Here is a 19,195-nt window from a genome sequence, read left to right as displayed (position 1 = left end):
TCTGGTTTTCAAGGAGCTTCATCATGAAATCGACCCTGATCCGTTCTGCCCTGCTGGCCGCCGTTTTCTCCGTGGCCGCAGGTGCTGCCCACGCCGGCAAGCTGTCCATCGCCGCCACGCCGACGCCGCATGCCGAAGTGCTGGAGTTCATCAAGCCTACCCTGGCCAAGGAAGGCGTGGACCTGGACATCAAGGTGTTCACGGACTACATCCAGCCCAATCAGCAGGTCTTCGAAAAGAATATCGACGCCAACTACTTCCAGCACAAGCCTTATCTGGACAGCTTCAACAAGGATCACGGCACGGATCTGGTCTCGGTGGCGCTGGTGCATGTTGAGCCGTTTGGTGGCTATTCCAGCAAGATCAAGAATCTGAGCGAACTGCGCGACGGCGCTACCGTTGCGCTGCCCAATGATCCGTCCAACGGCGGGCGTGCGCTGGTACTGCTGCAGCAACAAGGCCTGATCAAGCTGAAGGATCCGACGAACATCCTGGCAACTGCGCGTGATGTTGTCGAGAACCCCAAGAAGCTGAAGTTCCGTGAACTCGAAGCCGCTACCCTGGCACGCGTGTTGGCTGACGTGGATCTGGCACTGATCAACACCAACTACGCGCTGGAAGCCGGTCTGAACCCCCTGGAAGATGCGTTGTTCCTGGAAGACAAGGATTCTCCCTATGCCAACCTGGTTGCCGTGCGTCCTGAAAACGCCAGCAATCCGGATGTGATCAAACTGGTGGAAACGCTGCAGACGCCGGAAGTGAAGGCTTTCCTGGTCGAAAAGTACAAGGGTGCCGTGGTGCCGGCATTCTGATCGGCGCATTGCCCTGAAGGACAGGCAGGCGGGCAGGACAGCCGCTTGCGTCCACCAAGGAAAATGGCCCGGCGCTTCATGCGCCGGGCCATTTTTTCATGCAGCGGATATCGAACCAATCCTGGGGGCTCGGCCGTCAGTCGATGGCCATGACCTCGGGACCGTCATTGATCGGGGCGGGCAGCGTATTGCTGGCCGGCGCGGTGGGCGCTGCCGTGTCAGCCGGCTGTTGCTTGTCAGCCTCGGGGGACCCGTTGGCGTTGTCCAGGGCGATGGCTTCTTCCGGTGTGACGTAGTCGAACAGCTTGATGACTTGCTGCACGCCGCTCACGCGTGCGGCAGCAGCGGCTGCGTAGGCGCCTTCGGTCTGGGTGACGCGGCCCATCAGATAGACCACGCCGCGCTCCGTCGTGCTGACGATGGTGCGTGACGGCACGCCCTTGGTGCGCAGCAGGGCGGTGCGTACCTTGGAGCCCAGCCAGTTGTCATCTGTGCGTTGGCCCAGGGTCATGGGTTCGGCCACGACCATGTAATCCAGTACGCCGCGCACGTTTTCCACCTTGCTGATGCGATCGACGATCTTCGCTTTCATCGCGGCGTCGGGCACCTCACCGGTCAGCAGAACCTTGCCCAGATACACCGTGCTGATCACACGTACGGTGTCATTATCGAATTCCTTGACCAGCACTTGATCGACCTTGAGGTCGATGTTCTTGTCTTCCAGCTGTGTGCCAGCGGTACGGCGATCAGTTGCCACCAGCGCCGTGCCTGCCGCCGCGCCGCCGATGATCAGCGGCGCGCAGGCAGACAGCAGGGTGGAACTCAGCAGCAGAGCGCAAAGGCAGGCGCGCAGCGGTGTTTGTTTCATTCCGGGTCTCCGAGCAGCAGGGCGTCAATGCCGTCGCACAGGGCATGCAGCAACACTATGTGGACTTCCTGGATACGCATGGTGCGGTCATTGGGAACGCACAGGTGAACATCATCGGTGGACAGCAGATCGTGCATGGAACCGCCGTCCTTGCCAGTCAGGGCAATGACGCGCATCTCGCGCTCGCGGGCGGCTTCGACAGCCAGCAGGACATTGGCGGAATTGCCGCTGGTGGTGATGGCCACCAGCACATCGCCGGGCTGGCCCAGCGCTTGGACCTGGCGCTCGAAGACATGTTCAAAGCCATAGTCGTTGCCGACGGCTGTCATGATGGACGTATCGGTGTTGAGCGCAACACCGGCCAGTGGCAGGCGTTCACGCTCGAACCGGCCCACAAGTTCGGCGATGAAGTGCTGGGCATCGGCGGCCGAACCGCCATTGCCGCAGGCCAGGATCTTGCTGTTATTGACCAGGGCGTTGAAGAGAATATCGACGCCCAGCGCCACGGGTTCGGTCAGCACATCCATGCTGGCCTGGGTGGCGGCAATATTGGCTTCAAAATGCGCACGGACGCGCGAGCTCATGTTCATGTGGCGACTTCCAATGCAAAAACCGGTGCGTACGGCAGACCACGCGCCTCGCGCGGACGATGCGGCACATCAGGGAGCCACTGTACTACAACCCGACTGTGTCTGTTGGTGAGCATTGCGTAAAGTTTGTGCGTGAGCATCGGTTGCAGCGGCTTTCCGGGGGAGCTAGCGGAAGTTGCAGCAACCGAACAGATTGCCGCCAAGGTCGGTCACCTGGAACTGCTCGCGCATGGCTTTTCCTGGCGAGGGCAGACCGACCGCCAGGTGCAGGGCATCGAGGTCGAGCAGGATCCAGTCGCGGTTCTTGCCGTCCATCAGGCCGGTGCGCTTGAAATGATTGAGCTGGCGTGACAAGGTCTCGGGCGTGATATTGAGCTGGCGCGCCAGTGCATGATTGGATACCGGAAAGTGGATGCGCCGGCTGCGCTGTTCACGGCACAGATCCAGCAGGTACATGACCAGGCGCTGGCTGGCATTGCCGACGGTGAGATGGTCGATGCGGTTGACCGCCTGGTAGATGCGGGCGGACATCGTGGCCAGCAGATGCATGCAGAATTCATTGTGCCGCCGTGCCAGCGCCAGCAGACCGTCGCGGGAAAAGCGGTAGAGCGTGGCGGCGCTTTCCGCCTGGGCCGACAGCGGGTACAGGCAGGGCTCGGCAAACATGGCGGTCTCGGCCACCAGATCACCGCCGTGGAGGATCTGGAAGACTTTCTCGTTGCCTTCGTGGTTGGGCCGGTACAGCCGTATGCTGCCTTCCTTGATCAGATAGAAGGACTCCGCCGGGCCGCCGGTATGGAAAACATGTTCGCCCGTATTGAAGCGGAAGGTGGATGCTTCCGCTGCCAGTTGCCGGCACCCTGCTTCCGTCAGTGGCCGGAACAAGGGATGGGCAGTCAGTGTGGCAAACGAGGTGTCGTCAATCAAGGCCATGTCCGTATCGCGGTGGCGAGGACGCAGCCCGGCCTGGGTGGCGTGGCTGCGCTAGGGATGCCTGGTGGGACGTTGATTTTGGCATGAATAGCGTGGCTTGGGTAGGAAATAAGAACTATTCATTTGAAGGGGGCGCCGCCAGTGCTTGTTGTCGGGGCGGCAACTTCTGCTGGTGCAGCAGGTGTTGCCTGAGCGCCATCCCGGTGGGATCGTGGCGGGAACGTTATCCGCATTGGTGCGGAGCGCCGCCGTGCTCATCACCGAGTGGTTCGGCGCAGCCTTCCAGACCGTCTGTGCGGGGACGCATCAGAATGGGCCAGAAGTACACCGCATAGGCGGAGAACACGGCCACCCAAAGCAGGCCGGACGCGGCCAGTGTCAGGTGCTGCACCAGCGGCGAGGCCGTCAGGCCGGCCCAGGCCCGCAGCAGGGCGGCAGCGCACAAGGCGATGGCGCTCAGCGGTATCCAGCGCCGTTGATCCAGCCAATGCCCGCTGTGGAAACGCCCGGCGATGCACATGACCGCGAAAATGGACAGCCCCATGCCGCCTATCATCAGCAGATGGCGCCCGGCCGACAAGGCGCCCGGCAAGCCCAGCCAGTGCGCGCCCATCAGGCCGTAGCCCAGCGCCATCAGCCAGTAGCAGGCGTACAGCATCAGCGCCCAGCGGGTCAGCAAGGGCCGGCCGACATGCCAGTCGTTGAGCAGGTTCAGCATGGCGGCGCAGGCGGCCAGCGCGCACCAGCCCAGCACCGTGGGCGCGACTTGCAGGAATTCCAGCGCTGCGCACAGCGCGATGGTGAAAATGGCAAAATTGCGGCGTGGCGGCCGGGCCAGGTACAACGGTGTTTCCGGCAAGGGGTCCAGCAGCCGGCCTTCATGGATACGGCTATTGACGATGCGCATGGAAATGCGGCTGGCCGCCACAATGATCAGGGCCATCAACGCGCCGACAGCGGCATGCAGCCAGCGCATGCCATCGCCATGCATGAGCGACGCGGCAAAGAAGCCGGCCTGTAGCGGCAGCAAGCAGATCAAGCCCCAGGCAAAGCCGGACTGGCCGCGCCCGGACGCACGTAGCAGCGGCGGCAGGACCGTCGCGGCAAGCAGCAGCCCCAGGGCCAGATTGCACAGCAAGGCGGGCCACAGCCCCAGGCCGAAGGGCCAGATGGGTGCGGCCAGGTAGGCCAGCCGGGCCAGCAGCCAGAGCAGGGCCAGGGTGGCAGCCCTGGCGCGTGAGAATGCCGGTGTTTGCGTGAATTCGGGCACGGCCACCAGCAGGAAACCGGCGACGGCAGCCATGCCATAGCCGTAGATCAGCTCATGGGCATGCCAGGCCGTGCCGCCGCCGGGCATGGTCTGGCGCAGCCAGGCGAACAGCGGCAATGGGGTGGCAGATGCCAGCCAAAGAAGCAGCAGCAGGGCGCCGCTGATGGCGGTCAAAAGGAAAAACGGCCGGAAGGCGCAGGTCAGCACCGGGTGGGCCAGCATCGGCCGAAGGCAGCGGGCGAGCAGGGCCTGGGGCGGGTTCAGGCGCATGAGTGTCCCTGGTGAACGATGGGCGGCAGGTCGGTTGCGGGCTCCAGCTCGAAGCCCTGGCGAACCTCGGGCAGCTGCATCAAGGCGCCGGCGGTTTGGTAAATCCAGGCGTCGTCGCGCTGCGTGCGCGGGGTGGCGAGGGCATGTGCATAAACGATGCGGCCGGGCGAAGGTGCCATCATGATGATGCGATCGGCCAGCCGGACGGCTTCCATCAGGTCGTGGGTAATCATCAGCACCGCGCAGCCGCGTTCATCCACATATTCGCGCAGCAGCCGGTACATCTCGGTTTTCAGGCCGATATCCAGCGCTGAAAACGGTTCGTCTAGCAGCAGCAGATCCGGGTCTATGGCCAGCGCGCGGGCCAGGGCGACGCGGCTTTGCATGCCGCCGGACAGTTCGTGCGGAAACTTGCGGTAATCGTTGACTGATAGCTCCATCCGGGCGGCCAGCGCAGCGGCATGCCGCATCCTGGCGACCCGTGATACGCCACGGGCACGCAGGCCCAGCGCGATATTTTCCAGCACGCGTTTCCAGGGTAGCAGCCGGGCATCCTGGAAGACGCAGCCGATGCTGATGGCGCGATTGACGACCTTGCCGTGCGAGGCTTGCAGCAGGCCGGCCACGATATGCATCATCGTGCTCTTGCCGCAGCCGGATGGGCCGATCAGCGCAACGGTTTCGCTGGCCTGCATGGCGAAATCCACGCCCACCAGCGCGTCGGTGAGCGCATAGCGGTGATGGATGCCCTGCAGATGCAGCAAAGGCGCAGCGGCGGGCGGCATGGGGGTTGTTTCTGCGGGCACCTGACAGGAACAGTTCATGCTTGCGGCCTCCAGCGTTCCACCTGGCGCTTGATGGGTTCCAGCAGCAGGTATTCCACGGCCAGCAGCAGGCCCAGGATGGCGGCGATCCAGGACAGTGTTGCGACGGTATCCAGATGGGAGCGTGCGGCGGCCAGTGCCGCGCCCACGCCGTCGGACGAACTCAGCAGCTCTGCCATCACCACGACTTTCCAGGACGAACCCAGCGCCGTAATCCAGGCAGGGAACAGATAGGACAGCATGTGCGGCAGATACAGATCGGTGAGCATCATGTGCCAGGGCATGCGATAGGCCCGCGCCATGTCCTTCAGCTCATTGCCCAAGGTGCGCGCGCCCTGCATGGCAGCGGCGAACACGATGGGCACGCAGGCGATGAACACCGTGAAAATTGGGGTCAGGTCGCCGCTGCCGAACCACAGCATGGCCAGTACCAGCCAGGCGATGGGCGGCATGCCGACCAGCAGCGTGACCAGCGGCCGCGAGGCCATGGCGGCGGTCATGGACAACCCGGCCAGCAGACCCAGCAGGCTGCCTGCCACCAGGGCCAGCGTGAAGCCTGCCATGGCGCGGCGCGCCGAGATGGCCAGTGTTTCCCAGGCCGGAAACGTATCCAGCAACTGGGCCAGCGAGGCCAGCACTGCGCCCGGCGCGGGCAGGATCAGCGGACCATAGGCCAGCGCTGCCCATTCCCAGGCGGCGGCGAACAGGCACAGGCTGGCGATGGCGCCCCAGCCACTCCAGAGATAGGCCAGCACAGCGGCCAGCAGACGGCGGAATAAGGTCATGACGTGGACGGCCTGTTGACGCTAAAGAAAGGCAGGCATGAGGAGGTCTGACATGAAGAGGCCTGGCATGAAGGCATGGACACAGGAATGGCGCAGGGAAAATACCGGACAGGTAAGTAAACCTGCCATGTCACCAGATCGGGCATGCAACGCCAATGATAATTATCATTGGCCGGACAGTGGCCGACTATTTTTGACTGTGGCCCGGGCAGGGCAGCCGGAGGCGAGCGGTCTTGTGCGCGTATCCCGTACGCTGGGCCAGCCCCATGCAGCATGGTCATACAGGCAGGCCATATAGAGCAGGCCATCCCGAGGGCGTCCGGCATGCCAGGGCGGCGGCCAGGCGGCATGGCGCCTGGCTGGGTGTCGGTACTGAGTTCCAGTCTGGCCGTGGGGGGTTACGGGGTGTAATAAAAGCCGTCGTCGGGCAATTTGCCGCCCACCATTTGCGGATTCTGTTCCAGCAGCGTTTGGTAAAAGAATTCCAGTTCCGGGCGTGCCTGGGCGGCGCTGGTCAGATAGCCGGGGGTATGGCGCAGGGCGTCCGCGACGGCATCGGCGCGCAGCAGGTCGATATACTTTTCCGCCAGCTCGCCGCAGGCGTCCGGGTTGGCGAGGCACCAGGCGTGCGAATCGGCATAGGCGGCGTTGAAACGCGCCAGCAGGGCCGGGTCCTGCGCGGCCTGGCCCAGCACGGCGATACCGGCTTGCGGAATACGCGGTTCGCGCTGCAGCAGCCGGCCCCATTCCTGTTGCAGATCCACGCTGCGGTACAGGTCGGGCGCAATGACATTGGCAGGAAAAGACTGCGACTTCGCCAGCACCATGGAAACGGCAGGTTCGGCCAGCAGCGCATGATCGACCCGGCGAGTGATCAGCAATTGCGCTGCATCCATGGGCGAGGCCACATAACGCAGCTTGAAATCGCGCTGCGGGTCCAGCCCCTGCGCGCGTGCCAGGAGCTGGAACAGGATATCGGGCATGTCGGCGCGAAACGGCATGGCGATTTCTTCGCCCTTGAAGTCTGCCAGCGTATGGCGGCCTGGCGTGCGCGACACCAGCGCCAGCATGCCCCAGACGGACACATTCAGCAGTTGCAGCGGCACGCCGCGGTTATACAGATTGGCTGCCACATTGGAAGGCGCCGCAATGAAATCCGCGCTTTGCTCGATGGCTATGACACGCAGCTGGTCGGGATCGCGCCAGGGCTTGAACACCAGTTTTTCGGCAACATCGGCCAGCGGATTGGTTTCCAGCATGTGCAGCAACGGCAGGGTGACAGTCGCGGGCGGGCCGGAGAGGGTCAGGATAGGGTAGCGGGCAGGTGCAGCGGCTTCCGAGGCATGGGTATGCCAGGGCAGTGCTGTCGCAGCAGGCGCCAATGCCAGGGACAGCAGCAAACGGCGGCGTTGCGGGTGTGGAAACGGGCGATGCATGATGTCTGGATGGAAAGCCTTGATGCGTCGCAGTGTGGCGCGTCATGGCGTGAAAGACAATGACAATTATCATTCCCGCTGTTGTGGGAGCTGTTTTGGATGCTGTTGGGTGTGCAGTCGAAGGCCGGTTTGCCAGGTCTGCCAGGGCTCAGAAGATGTACTTGAAATTGAGTGATGCTTCGCTTTGACGATATTGATAGTGGATGATGTTGCTATCGTTGATCAGCCTTTTGAAGCGGATTTCCGGATAAACGTTGCCGATGCGCCAGCGTGGCATGCCCAGCGTGGCGATCAGCATTTTCTGAATGTCCTTACGCGGGTTGTCCGACAGGAAGGTGCGCTCGTCATAGCGGCTGTCACGATAGAGCGCCATGGCATTGAGGTAAAAGCCGCTGTCGAAATATTTGAACAGGCCGATGCGCCAGGCCTGGTCCTTGCTGCTGGCGGCCGCCCAGGGGTAGCGGCGGCGGGTCCAATCGACCCCTGCGAACAGGGACCCCGTGGCAGACAATTGAAAGCTGGCTCCCAGGCCGGCCGAGGACTGCGTGTAGTCCGAGAAGTACAACTTTTCCGCGTCCGAGTAATGGTAGCGCTTGCTGTTGGCCTGGGCATTCAGTGTCCAGCGGCGGTTCAGGTCATGCGACAAACTGAGTTCCAGGCCGGGTGCTGTGTAATGGGTGTGTGTGCCCCGGTAATAGTGCTCGAAGTAGGGAGAGACGGCAAACTCCGTGCTGGCGTTTTTGTAGTTGTAGCCGGCATAGAGCACGGTGGTGTTGTCGCTGCTGTCCTTGAGAAAAGTGCTTTGGTTGTCTTCTTTGTGATATCGGGTGCCGTAGAGCAGCGGGCGGAGCAGCAGGTTGTGATGGCCGCCCAGCGCAATGCGTTTCTGCAGGGAAAGCTGGTAGTTCAGGAAGGACGATGACACCGGTGCGGGCAGGGATTCGGTGACGAAGCATTGCTGCAGGATCTGGACGACGCAGCGTTGCGCACCATTGGCCTGGTTGATGTTGTTGCTGTAGCCGCTACCGATGCTGAGTGAGCCGTGCCAGCGGTTGCGTTGAGCGACGGCGGCAATGTAGGTGTCGATGGTGCTGCGGGTTTCAGGCGGAATGTCCTCGGCCCTTACGGCTTCGAATTGTTCGATGGCTTCGTGGCTCTGATAGTCCTCGGCATAAAGCCGCGCAAGTTCCAGGCGGATACGGGTGTCGCCGGGGGCGGCAAGCTTGGCGCGCCGCAGGCGCTCCAGCGCAGTTGCGGTATCGCCTCGTGCGCGGGCATGCAGGCCTTCGGCCAGCAGGATCACTTCTTTTCGGCTGGCTGCCAACAGACGGTACTTCGAAAGGAATTCCTCGACTTTATCCCACTGCTGCAGGTTGATGGCATAGAAGATACCCAATGCCAGGCCGGCAGCATCTTCTGCGACACGATATTCCTGGCCTTCGATGATCAGGCGTCTTTCCCCTGCCGGCGTATCGGCGTGCGCCCAGTCCCGTTGTTGTTCGACACGCAGTTGCTGTTGCGTGGTGTTCAGCAGGAAACGGGTATCGTCGTCGTCGGCGCAGGCGGAAAAGTAAGGGCAGGCGAGAAGGCAGGCCAGGAACAGCTTGGGGAGCGGACGGGTCATCTGCGAGGCAAAGAGGGCGGCTGCGGCGAGTGTCGCTTTCCTGAGTCGGGACAGGCCCCGCCATGTGGGCGGGACCGGTGTGGCTTGGGCAGCCCGGTTTATTGGACCCTGTTGCCGCCGAAGGCGACATCATCGGCAGGGTTGCTGGTGCCGCGGGTGGCATAGCCTGCCAACGCGTCGGCATTAGGCCCGAAGAATTGGCCGGAAATGATCCGGTTGCCGGCGGCGTCCTTGAAGAAAGTCCCGTCGTTGTTGTTGATGGTGACGTTATCGAATGCGACCACATCGCTGCTGTTGGACACCCGGGTCAATGCGCCATTCAGGCTGCCCTCGGCTTGATTGCCGAAGGTGGCGTCCAGTTGCCCCTGGAAGAAATCATTCTGGCCGGGAACGTGCTGATTGACCCCCAGCACGGCATAGCTTGCCGTGCTGAGGTGCTTGGTGCTGCCGGTTGCGTTTTCACCGACATACCACACCGTGTGGTCTGCCGTATTCAGGTTGAGATTGGTATCGGAGCCCGTGCTGGGATTGCCGGCGCGTGGTCCCCATTCGCCGAAATAGACGGCCGTGCCTGCAGGCAGGTTGGGAACCTCGGCGATCACCAGACCACCGAATTTCGGTGCGGCTGGCAGAGCCGGGTTGGCGATCTGGCGGATGCTGTACACCCCGAAGATGGCCGTTTGTTGTCCTGCCACGGCTTCATTCGGGCTGCGCTGTTCGTACCAGATCTGGCCCAGGGTCGGGTTGGTGAACAGGCCGGCGACGGCGTTGACATCCTTGAGCGTCAGGTACTTCGGGTTGGCCAACCCGTCCACGCTGGCACTCAGCGAGCTATTGATGGGCGTGTTGCTGTACTTCTTGGCAATGTGATGAATCGGGCCGTCTTTCAGGTTGATGACCAGTGAAGATCCATTGAGCGAGAGCCCCGGCTTATTGGCGCCGAAGGGGAGTGCAGTCGAGGCTTGCGGGGCAACACTGGCGGCATTGCTGGTGCCACCGGTGACCGCCGCATGGGCAGGCACAAAGGCACCGAGCAGAACGACGGACAGGATGGTTTTGGACATCATGACAGGCTTCCTTGTGAGAGTGGGTAAGCATCCGGTTTTGCGTTTGAAAACCGGCAAAAGACGGTTCAGAACAGGGCTTGCATGCCCAGCATGACGGTGCGGCCAGGACCAGGCGCAGCGACGTTGGACATCGGGTCCAGGTAGTAGCGGTTGGTCAGGTTGGTGACACTGGCATTGACCGACAGGGTGTCGTTGATCCGATAACGGCCATAGGCATCCAGCAGCAGCGTGGGGCGCCAGTGGTAAGGCTTGCCAGTGAAGGTGAAGATGTCGGCCAGCCCTTGTTGCAGCAGGCGGTCGTATTGGCTGGTTTTGACATCGCTGTGATAAATGCCGCGCACGCCCAGTTCAAGCTTGCGATCCAGCAGGCGCGTACCCAGGTCCACATTGATCGAATACTTGGGTTGCTGGGACTGGTAGAAACGCGTGACGCCAAATCCGCCTTCTATGCAGTCGGGAATGCGGCCCAGGTACATATCAAAGGCAAATGCGGTATCGGCATCGCAGGTGACGTTTTTCAGGCGGTAGGTGACGCCGGCAGAAGCAAAGAAGCCGCCAGTGTCGATACGGCTTTGAAACTCCAGCCCTTTGACGATCTTCTTGTCATATTGCGTGATGCGCCGCGCTTCGGTCGTATCAATGACATTTCTGATCGTGTTGCTGAAGTAGCTCAGGCGGATGTCGCCATAATCCAGCTTGTCCCAGTACGGGGTGAAATCGAAGGCATAGCCTATTTCCCAGTTCTGGCTGCGTTCCGGCTTGAGGTCGAAGCCAGGCGCAGTAGGCATGCTGACCAGCCCGTCGATGGCAGTGGACGTGGCCTCGTAAATACTCGGAAAACGCGTCATTTCCGCATAGCGGGCAAACAGGCGTTGTTGTGGGCTGAGCGAAACGGTCAGCGCCAGCATGGGCGCCCAGGCATCGCCTTTCAGTTTTTCTGGCCGGGCCCACTTCTGGTCGTCGGTGATGGGTCGGGTGATGGCTTTCAACGCTTCGGAGCTACCTCCGTTAGGGTTGAACTCCCCTGCGGCGGTCGTGACTTGGCGGGTAGTGCTAGGGAGCAGCTTCCATTCTTCGTAGGTGATGGATCCAGGCTGTTGGCCGCCAATCAGGTATTTGTAGTATTCGCCTTCCGTTGCCTGAGGCGTGCTGACTTTTTCATCGAACATGCCTGGCGTCAAAGTTGACGCCGAACTATCCGGTTTCCCGTTGCGAAATGGAATGATGATGTCGGGGCGGAACTGGTAGTAAATCGTCTGTCCGTTCTGCGAGTTTGACCGGACGGAAGAAGTACTTACCCCATATTGCTTGTGGAACGCATTATGTGACTCCTGAAGGCGTTGGGCGGCTGCGGGATCGCCTAAAGGGTTATCTTTTCCGATAGTGTTCGCCCATTGGTCAAAGAGATCCATATGGTTTTCATAATCCGCCTTGAACTCCGCAGAGCCGATTTCCCAATACGGCAGGGAGTAGGCGTCGATATATTCGTTGAAGCCCCCGCCCCAGGCGAACTGTTCGTTGCGTTGTTGCCGTTCTTCGGACATTGCCGTGTCTTCGCCCTTGAAGCGGGTATAGCGCACGCCAGCCTGGACATTGAGCCAGGAAACTGGCTGCCAGTCCGTCGTCATGGTCATGCCCCATTCCTGCCTTTTGCCGCTGCGCGGCCCGGCAAGTTTGGCCAGTCCGGTGACAGTGCCGTAGATGTTGAAAAGGTCGTCACTGTTGATGATGGTGCTTTCTTCCCCGAGTTTCTCGCGCTGGATGTCTGCGCCCAGGGTCAAATTGAAGTTGGGCGATAACTTGAAGCGATTGCTGAGATTGGCGCCGTTGCGCGTCACCTGGGTGGTTTGCTGTGCGCCGGAAATGATCTTCTTGCCTTCGGTGCCGAAGATGGCATCGGATTCAGCGATGATTTCGTCCAGCGTGGTGCTTTTGTCGAAGCCCCACATATCGCCCAGTTCTTCGCAAGTAGATTCAGCCATATTCCATGGCGTCGTATTGCGTACATTGCACCAGTACCAGGCATCGTGCATGGTGTCGGGCGTATTGACCGCCAGGGACATGCCACCGCTCTGATGACGGACGCTGTCGGTTTTGACGCGCCAGAGACTGGCCTCAAGATCGACCCAGCGGTTGTCTTCGGGTTTGAATTCGTACCCTAGCTTCCAGGTATCCGAGCGTATCTTGGAGTCTATGTTCTGGGTTTGTGGCGGTTTGGGCTGGTCGATGAAGTCAGGATTCAATTCATAGAAATTCAGCGCCCAGGTGGACTGAAATGGATTGATCTCGCCGAATCGCACATCCGTGCGCATGTATTGCAGGCTGAGTTTCTGGTTGTCGCCGAAGTGCCAGTTGTTCTTGGCCAGCAGTGTTTCGGTACGGGTATTGCTGTTGAAGACTTCCGCACCGGCCGGATACATCTCTCCCATGTTGGGGACAAAGGCGGCTGAACTTTTGCAGTCGATACCGCAGTTGTCCATGTCGTAGATCGGATTGTCCAGATAATCGCCCACGCCGTTCTTGCCGGCGAAATAATTGCCCTTGTTGCGGTAGGCGTAACTCAGCAGACCATCGGTGATATCCGTCTGGAATGCTGCTGTAAGCATGGCCGACTTGTCGCCACCGAAACGCCAATTGTCGGCGCTGCCCTTGTCTCTGGGGGCTTCGACGTCATCCATGAGCAAGGCGTAAGGGCTTAACTCACCGTTTTGGAAACCGCCGCCGGCGCCATCGGCGGTGCCTCCGACGCGGCGATAGTCTTTGCCCAGGAATTGGTCAAGCTTGTTCTGTGGCTTGATCGTATTGTTTGCACCTTCCAGCTTGAGCTGCAGTGCCCAGGTGTCGCCGTTTTTGACGATGTCGCTGGCTTCGATGGTGCGAATGGCAATGGAGCCGCCGACGCCCGGCTTCATATTGCGGCTGAGATCCGGGCTCTTATCGACGGCGATGCTGCGGAACAGGGCGGGATCGACGTAGTTGCGGTCACCGACGCCATAGTTGTTCTGCCAGACATCTACGGTTTGTTCCGTGCCGTCTATGGTGACGGGGATGCGTCCCTTTCCGGAAATGCCGCGGATATTCGGCGTGATGGCGCCGCCCGCGGTGCGGGTGTTCATGTTGTACACGCCGTTGAGGCCCTTGAGCACGTCTCCCGCTGCGTCGATGCGGTAGCGCTCGATTTCTTCCTTGCCCATGTAAACGTTCGAGACGTTCTTGTGGAAGACATCGTCCGCGCCTTTTTCGTCGTCCGTGCGTTCGGGGGCGACGACTTCGACAGCATTTAGCTGGGTGACGCCGTCGGAGGGTTCCTGGTGATCCTGATGAGGCTGAACGCGTTTTTCGGGCGCCGGTCGCGGATTTTGCTGTTCAGCCGTCTGGATGTCCGCAGTCAATGGCTGGGCGGAAACGGCTGGCAAACCGCCGGATACGCAGCCGAGGCCGGCAATGAGAAGGGCCAGGAGTTTGGGCGGGGAGCAATGTTCTGAAGACATGTTCTATCTGGTGTTGTCCCGCGATGATTGGAAGTCGATCAAACGGGCGCGGAATCGGGGGGGTGTGGCGGGAGCGTGGAAAAGCGGTCGTCACCACGCCCAAGCTTTCAAATCAGGCAATTCCCAATCAGAGAATGAGTGCAATTCTCAAATCTGTTACGGTTCTGGCCGATGATTTTTGTCAATTTCCGGAAAATATTGTCGTGTTCGTGGCGCGCGTAATGGTTCAGGTCCATGAACCTGAGTGCCGGTGGAGATGCCTGGGGGCTGCGTTTGCACTAGGCGTCAGCTGAGGAAGGCGCTTTTCAGCCAGTGGATGGTGTGGCCGTCCACAGCCAGCACATCAAAGCGGCAGCCTGGTTCACGGCTAGGGAAATGAGCTCGTCTGATCTGAGGGAGAAACCACGCTGCGGTGGCCAGCAGACGCCTTTGCTTGCCAGCATCCACGCTGGCCGCCGCGCCGCCATGGCGGCTATGACTGCGCTGGCGGACTTCCACGAAGACCAGTTCCTGGCCGTCGCGCATGACGAGGTCGATTTCTCCGGCGCGGCATTGCAGGTTGCGCGCCAGCAGTACCAGCCCGGCCGCTTGCAGGTGCGCCAGGGCGCGGTCTTCTGCGCGGTTGCCGCGCTGGCGGGCAGGGCTGCCTTGCCGGGCATGACGTGGCGCCTGGTCTGGCGCCGGGGGCGGCGTGGGGTCCGAGATGGCCTCAAGGCGTGCAGCGTGTTGCCGCGCCAGCCGCCGCTTGCGGTTGCGCCGCGCCCGGCCCTGGGCTTTCTCCAGCTGTTGCCAGAGCGGGGCATACGCGGCATCGCTGAAAATAGTATCCTCGCGGGATGAACGAGACATCCGATATTTCCCTATCCGCGCCTTCGGCCTGGCTGCGTGCCGCCGAGAAGGTGATGGCGCAGCATTGGCCTGCCGCCGCCCTGTATGTGGTGGCCACACCCATCGGTAATCTGGGCGATTTGAGCGTGCGGGCCTGGCAGACGCTGGCCAAGGTCGATGTGGTGGCGGCCGAGGATACCCGCGTGACCCGCACCCTGTTCGACGCCTGGGGCCTGTCCACGCCCTTGATGTCGGCGCATCGCCACAATGAGGCCAGCGCGGCGCAGGATATTCTGGAACGCCTGGCGGCTGGGCAGCGGGTGGCCCTGGTGTCTGACGCGGGCGCGCCAGCCGTCAGCGACCCCGGCGCGCGCGTGGTGCGTGCCGTGCGGGAAGCGGGGTATCAGGTGGTGCCGGTGCCGGGCCCGAGCGCGGTGATCGCCGCCTTGATGGCCAGCGGCGCGACGTCGGATGAAAACCCGGCGTTTGCTTTCGCCGGCTTTGCGCCGCACAAAAGCATGGCGCGCCAGCGCTGGCTGCGCCGCTGGGCCGCGTTGGCCGCGCCTGTGGTGTTTTTCGAGTCGCCGCACCGGCTCAAGGCGACCCTGGCCGATGTGCTGGAGATCGCCGGCCCGCAGCGGCGGGTAACGATTGCCCGCGAATTGAGCAAGCGTTTCGAGGAAGTGGCGACGGTGCCGGCTGCCGAGGCACAGGCCTGGCTGGAAGCCCAGCCGCATCGCGGCCAGGGTGAGTTCGTGCTGATCCTGCATGAAAGCGCGGCAGCCGCTGTGGATGACGACGACGAGGCGGCCGAGGCGGGCGACCCAGCCCTGGATACGCTGCTGGATGCGTTGCTGGAGAGCCTGTCGCTGCGCGACGCGGTGAAGGTGGCGCAGAAGGTGACAGGGGGCGACCGCGACGCGATTTATCGTCGCGCCTTGCAGCGCAAGAACGAAGCGGATTGAGGCCATGGCGCGAGTGTGACGCGCTCCGGGCGGCCAGGGAAGCCGGCAAGTGCCGGAATTGTCCACCCTGGCTTGCGCTCAGGCTTCGATTTCGATGGCGGTGCCGTTGGGAACCTGGGACCAGATTTCCCGCATATCGTTGTTGCTGACGCCGATGCAGCCGTCCGTCCAGTCCCACCAATGATGGATGGGGCCGAGAGCGCCCCAGCCGTTGGGCAGGCCGTGGATCATGATATCGCCGCCAGGTGGGTAGCCGGCGGCAGCCGCAGCCTGGCGATCCTGTGCGTTGGGGTAGGAAATGTGCAGGCTCAGGTAAGCGCGCGAGCGCGGGTTGCGCCAGTCGATCACATATCTGCCTTCTGGCGTGCGCTGGTCGCCTTCCTGTTGCTTGTGTCCGGCGTCAGGCGCGCCGCCAAGCGCGATGCGGTAGCTGGCGAGCAGGGTAGCGCCCTGCCAGAGCTCCAGGCGCCTGGCGGACTTATAGACACGTACCAGATCGGCTTGTGGGGCGCCTTGTTCGGCAACGGGGGGCACGCCGGGCGCGACCCGGCCCATGATGCGCGTATAGCCGAATGTGGCCAGCGCCAGCAGGGCAAGCAGGATCAGGCAGGGCAACAGGCGTTGCCGGAACCGGCGTACGGGCGTCATGGGCGGCCGGCTCAGGGCTGCAGGGCGATGGAGGGTGAAATGCCCAGCTGGCGGCCGATGCGGCTGGCAGCGTCTTCCGCGCTGCTGCGGTCGGGGTAGGGGCCCAGTCGGACACGATAAATGCCATTGCCGCCTTGTTCCAGCCGCAGGCGGGGGTCATTGTCGAGTTCGCTGCGCATGTGGGCCAGGAAGGCGTTGGCGTTGTCTGCTGAGCCAAAGGCGCCCAGTTGCAGGAAGATGCCGGGCATGGCGGCAGAGACGGCGGGAGGGCTGGCAGAGGTGGCGCTTGCCAACACCGGGCTTGGGCCGGAGGCTTGCGGCACCCGGTTGCCCCGGATGTCATCCGGGCTGATCCACTCGACGATCACTTCGCCGCTACCGGGAGCAATGATGTCCAACCGGTGAGCGGCGACATAAGACAAGTCGATGATGCGGCCATCATGGAAGGGGCCACGGTCGTTGATGCGGACAATGACGCTGCGGCCATTGGCGGTACGGGTCACCTTTGCGTAGCTGGGGATGGGCAGCGTGGGGTGCGCGGCCGTCATCTTGTACATGTCGTAGGTTTCGCCGTTGGACGTCGGCTGACCATGGAATTTCTTGCCATACCAAGATGCCGTGCCACGGTTACGGTAGGCGCGGCCGCTGGTGTCCGGCACGTACTTCTTGCCGAAAACGGTATAGGGCCGGTTCGGGCCGCTGGCATACGGTTCCACGCGCGGCACGGCATCCGGGACTTTGTCCAGGTCGGCAGGTACGCGTGCATGCGGGCCGTCATCCTTGTAGTAGCCGCCGCTGCGTTTGGGGGAACTGCCGCAGGCCGAAAGCACGACGGCGATCAACAAGGCAAGGGCCAGCCAGAGCCAGCGGTACGCTGTTCGAGGGAGGGGGGCCGCAGCCAGGGGAGCCGGGTGGCCTGGCTGGTGCGTGCCGGGCGTGACGATATGCGCACCAGACATCATGCGCGCGGAATGTGTATCGGGGAACGGTGCCGCACCAGCAGAGGGGAGTGCGAAGCGAAGCGCAGGGCCAGCTGTTCGACCACGTAAACCGAACGGTGCTGGCCCCCGGTACAGCCTACCGCAACGGTGAGATAACTGCGAGTGTCCTGCATGTAGCGTGGCAGCCATTTGCGTACCAGGCCATAGATGTCATCAATCATCTCGCCAACCTGGGCGTAGCCCTCCAGCCATTTGGCCACGGGGGCATCCTTGCCGGTCAGGGGGCGCAATGCCGCATCGTAGTGCGGATTGGGCAGGCAGCGGGCATCGAAGACGAGGTCGGCGTCACTGGGCACGCCGATCTTGTAGGCGAAGGATTCGAAAGTCAGCAGCAAGGGCAGGCGTTCGACCTGCACCACCTGGCCTATCCAGTGGCGCAATTGCACCGGGCTGAGATAGGAGGTGTCGATGATGTGCTCCTGCTCGCGCAAGGGCGCCAGCAGTTCCCGTTCCTGTTGGATGCATTCCGTCAGCGTCAAGGTCTTGCCGGTTGCCGACAGCCTGTCCGTGAGTGGATGGCGGCGGCGGGATTCGGAATAGCGCTGCACCAGCGCTTCAGTGCTGGCGTCCAGAAAAATGACGCGCAAGGGGATGCCAATGGCGCGAATGGCCGTGAGCACCTGCGGCAAATCTTCGATCTCACCAGGCGAGCGGGCATCAATGGCAACCGCGACATGGCTGGGCGGCTGGGAATTCAGATCGACGCAAAAATCCTGCAGATAGCGGATGGGAAGATTGTCGATGCAGGTGTAGCCTGAATCTTCCAGCATGCGCAAGGCAACGGATTTGCCTGAGCCGGATATGCCGGTGATGATGACGATATCCTGAATCGAACGATTCATGGCTGCTTATCCATACCCTGCATGATGGCCAGGGATTGACGGCTCATGAACTCTCCCAAGGTATCTATGCCGCGTAACTTGAGGATGCTGTTGCGTACCGCAGCTTCGACCAGAACGGCCAGGTTGCGCCCTGCGGCGACCTGGAGCATGACCTTGCGTATGGGCAGGCCCAGCACATCCTGGCTGAGATCCTGCAGGGGCAGGCGTTCGAACTTCTCGGTGGCGCTGGAACGTACCAGATGCACGATGAGCTTGAGCGGCATTTTGCGGCGCACCGACGTTTCACCAAAGATGGTACGGATATCCAGCAGGCCCAGGCCGCGTACTTCCAGCAGGTTCTGCAGCAGCGGCGGGCAGTAGCCTTCCACCAGCGTGGGGGCCGTGCGGGCGAAATCGACGGCGTCGTCCGCCACCAGGCCGTGACCGCGCGAAATCAGTTCCAGTGCCAGTTCGCTCTTGCCCAGCCCGGATTCACCGGTGATCAGCACGCCCAGCCCCAGGACATCCATGAAGACGCCATGCACCGTCGTGGTCGGCGCCATGCGCTTGCCCAGGTAGTTGCGCAGCAGGTCGATGACGCGTGCCGCCGGCATGGGCGTGGCCAGCAAGGGAACCTGCTGGCTTTCGCAGGCCTGGATGAGGTCGGGGGGCGCGCGGCTGATGGAGTCCTCGGCGAGGATCATGGCAGGTACGCCAGCGGCCAGCAGCTCAGCCAGGTGCTGGCCACGGCGGCGGCGTTCCAGGCGGCAGTAGAAAGCGATTTCCTGGTCGCCGAAAACCTGGATGCGCCCGGGATGGATCAGGTTCAAGTGACCGATGAGGTCGGCCGCCGAATCGCCGTCGTTGGGGATCCCGCGATCAGCGGCTGCTTCGCTGGCGATCCAGGTAAACGGGACGAGGGGGGCGTTATCCTCGACCAGGTTGCGGATCGTCACCATGGT

General features: G+C 62.1%; 17 protein-coding genes. 2 read left to right on the top strand and 15 right to left on the bottom strand.

Annotation, left to right across the window (positions count from 1 at the left end; genetic code table 11):
* Positions 1 to 23: 23 nt before the first annotated feature.
* Positions 24 to 812 (top strand): MetQ/NlpA family ABC transporter substrate-binding protein, encoded by a 789-nt coding sequence (locus tag ACNA1V_RS03405; RefSeq protein WP_415832177.1) that lies wholly within the window; start codon positions 24 to 26, stop codon positions 810 to 812.
* 136 nt (positions 813 to 948) lie between these two features.
* On the opposite strand, the gene ACNA1V_RS03400 is transcribed toward ACNA1V_RS03405, so the two are convergent.
* From ACNA1V_RS03400 to ACNA1V_RS03350, 11 genes are all read right to left on the bottom strand, one after another.
* The gene (locus tag ACNA1V_RS03400) at positions 949 to 1,680 is read right to left on the bottom strand and encodes a BON domain-containing protein (protein ID WP_415832176.1); all 732 of its coding nucleotides are present in this window, start codon (positions 1,678 to 1,680) and stop codon (positions 949 to 951) included.
* Positions 1,677 to 2,270 carry a phosphoheptose isomerase gene (locus ACNA1V_RS03395; RefSeq protein WP_415832175.1) on the bottom strand — a complete coding sequence of 198 codons (594 nt, stop codon included), beginning with the start codon at positions 2,268 to 2,270 and terminating at the stop codon, positions 1,677 to 1,679. The genes ACNA1V_RS03400 and ACNA1V_RS03395 overlap by 4 nt, the downstream gene beginning before the upstream one ends.
* Before the next feature lie 165 nt (positions 2,271 to 2,435).
* On the bottom strand, positions 2,436 to 3,203 hold the full coding sequence (locus ACNA1V_RS03390; protein ID WP_415832174.1) for a Crp/Fnr family transcriptional regulator: 768 nt from the start codon (positions 3,201 to 3,203) through the stop codon (positions 2,436 to 2,438).
* Between the two features lie 223 nt (positions 3,204 to 3,426).
* Positions 3,427 to 4,743: an NnrS family protein gene (locus tag ACNA1V_RS03385; protein ID WP_415832173.1), complete on the bottom strand. Its 1,317-nt coding sequence runs from the start codon at positions 4,741 to 4,743 to the stop codon at positions 3,427 to 3,429.
* Positions 4,734 to 5,567 (bottom strand): ABC transporter ATP-binding protein, encoded by an 834-nt coding sequence (locus tag ACNA1V_RS03380; protein WP_415832172.1) that lies wholly within the window; start codon positions 5,565 to 5,567, stop codon positions 4,734 to 4,736. Before ACNA1V_RS03380 ends, ACNA1V_RS03385 begins: the two co-directional genes overlap by 10 nt.
* Positions 5,564 to 6,352 carry an ABC transporter permease gene (locus tag ACNA1V_RS03375; protein ID WP_415832171.1) on the bottom strand — a complete coding sequence of 263 codons (789 nt, stop codon included), beginning with the start codon at positions 6,350 to 6,352 and terminating at the stop codon, positions 5,564 to 5,566. The genes ACNA1V_RS03380 and ACNA1V_RS03375 overlap by 4 nt, the downstream gene beginning before the upstream one ends.
* Before the next feature lie 398 nt (positions 6,353 to 6,750).
* The gene (locus ACNA1V_RS03370) at positions 6,751 to 7,788 is read right to left on the bottom strand and encodes an ABC transporter substrate-binding protein (RefSeq protein ID WP_415832170.1); all 1,038 of its coding nucleotides are present in this window, start codon (positions 7,786 to 7,788) and stop codon (positions 6,751 to 6,753) included.
* Between the two features lie 148 nt (positions 7,789 to 7,936).
* Positions 7,937 to 9,412 (bottom strand): surface lipoprotein assembly modifier, encoded by a 1,476-nt coding sequence (locus ACNA1V_RS03365; protein ID WP_415832169.1) that lies wholly within the window; start codon positions 9,410 to 9,412, stop codon positions 7,937 to 7,939.
* Positions 9,413 to 9,510: 98 nt separating this feature from the next.
* A complete protein-coding gene (locus ACNA1V_RS03360; protein ID WP_415832168.1) occupies positions 9,511 to 10,479 on the bottom strand; it encodes a Slam-dependent surface lipoprotein in 969 nt (322 codons plus the stop codon).
* Positions 10,480 to 10,544: 65 nt separating this feature from the next.
* Positions 10,545 to 13,970 carry a TonB-dependent receptor domain-containing protein gene (locus ACNA1V_RS03355; RefSeq protein WP_415832167.1) on the bottom strand — a complete coding sequence of 1,142 codons (3,426 nt, stop codon included), beginning with the start codon at positions 13,968 to 13,970 and terminating at the stop codon, positions 10,545 to 10,547.
* Positions 13,971 to 14,255: 285 nt separating this feature from the next.
* On the bottom strand, positions 14,256 to 14,819 hold the full coding sequence (locus ACNA1V_RS03350; RefSeq protein ID WP_415832166.1) for a YraN family protein: 564 nt from the start codon (positions 14,817 to 14,819) through the stop codon (positions 14,256 to 14,258).
* Between ACNA1V_RS03350 and rsmI the strand changes: the two genes are divergently transcribed.
* Positions 14,807 to 15,763, top strand: a complete 957-nt coding sequence (gene rsmI / locus ACNA1V_RS03345; protein ID WP_415832165.1) for a 16S rRNA (cytidine(1402)-2'-O)-methyltransferase — start codon at positions 14,807 to 14,809, stop codon at positions 15,761 to 15,763. The two genes, ACNA1V_RS03350 and rsmI, sit on opposite strands and share 13 nt — an antisense overlap.
* Before the next feature lie 78 nt (positions 15,764 to 15,841).
* Here the strand turns inward: rsmI and ACNA1V_RS03340 are convergent, their stop codons facing one another.
* From ACNA1V_RS03340 to hprK, 4 genes are read right to left on the bottom strand one after another with little or no spacing between them, the layout of a single operon-like run.
* Positions 15,842 to 16,411, bottom strand: coding sequence for a L,D-transpeptidase family protein (locus ACNA1V_RS03340; RefSeq protein ID WP_415832164.1), 570 nt, complete (start codon positions 16,409 to 16,411; stop codon positions 15,842 to 15,844).
* 11 nt (positions 16,412 to 16,422) lie between these two features.
* On the bottom strand, positions 16,423 to 17,373 hold the full coding sequence (locus ACNA1V_RS03335; protein WP_415832163.1) for a septal ring lytic transglycosylase RlpA family protein: 951 nt from the start codon (positions 17,371 to 17,373) through the stop codon (positions 16,423 to 16,425).
* Positions 17,370 to 18,254: an RNase adapter RapZ gene (gene rapZ, locus ACNA1V_RS03330; protein ID WP_415832162.1), complete on the bottom strand. Its 885-nt coding sequence runs from the start codon at positions 18,252 to 18,254 to the stop codon at positions 17,370 to 17,372. Before rapZ ends, ACNA1V_RS03335 begins: the two co-directional genes overlap by 4 nt.
* Positions 18,251 to 19,192 carry an HPr(Ser) kinase/phosphatase gene (gene hprK / locus ACNA1V_RS03325; protein WP_415832161.1) on the bottom strand — a complete coding sequence of 314 codons (942 nt, stop codon included), beginning with the start codon at positions 19,190 to 19,192 and terminating at the stop codon, positions 18,251 to 18,253. Before hprK ends, rapZ begins: the two co-directional genes overlap by 4 nt.
* Positions 19,193 to 19,195 lie beyond the last annotated feature (3 nt).

The sequence above is a fragment of the Kerstersia similis genome, assembly GCF_965139615.1.
GTDB classification, from domain to species: domain Bacteria; phylum Pseudomonadota; class Gammaproteobacteria; order Burkholderiales; family Burkholderiaceae_B; genus Kerstersia; species Kerstersia similis.
The sequence above is the reverse complement of the archived record's forward strand: the minus strand, read 5'-3'. Positions and strand labels throughout refer to the sequence as shown.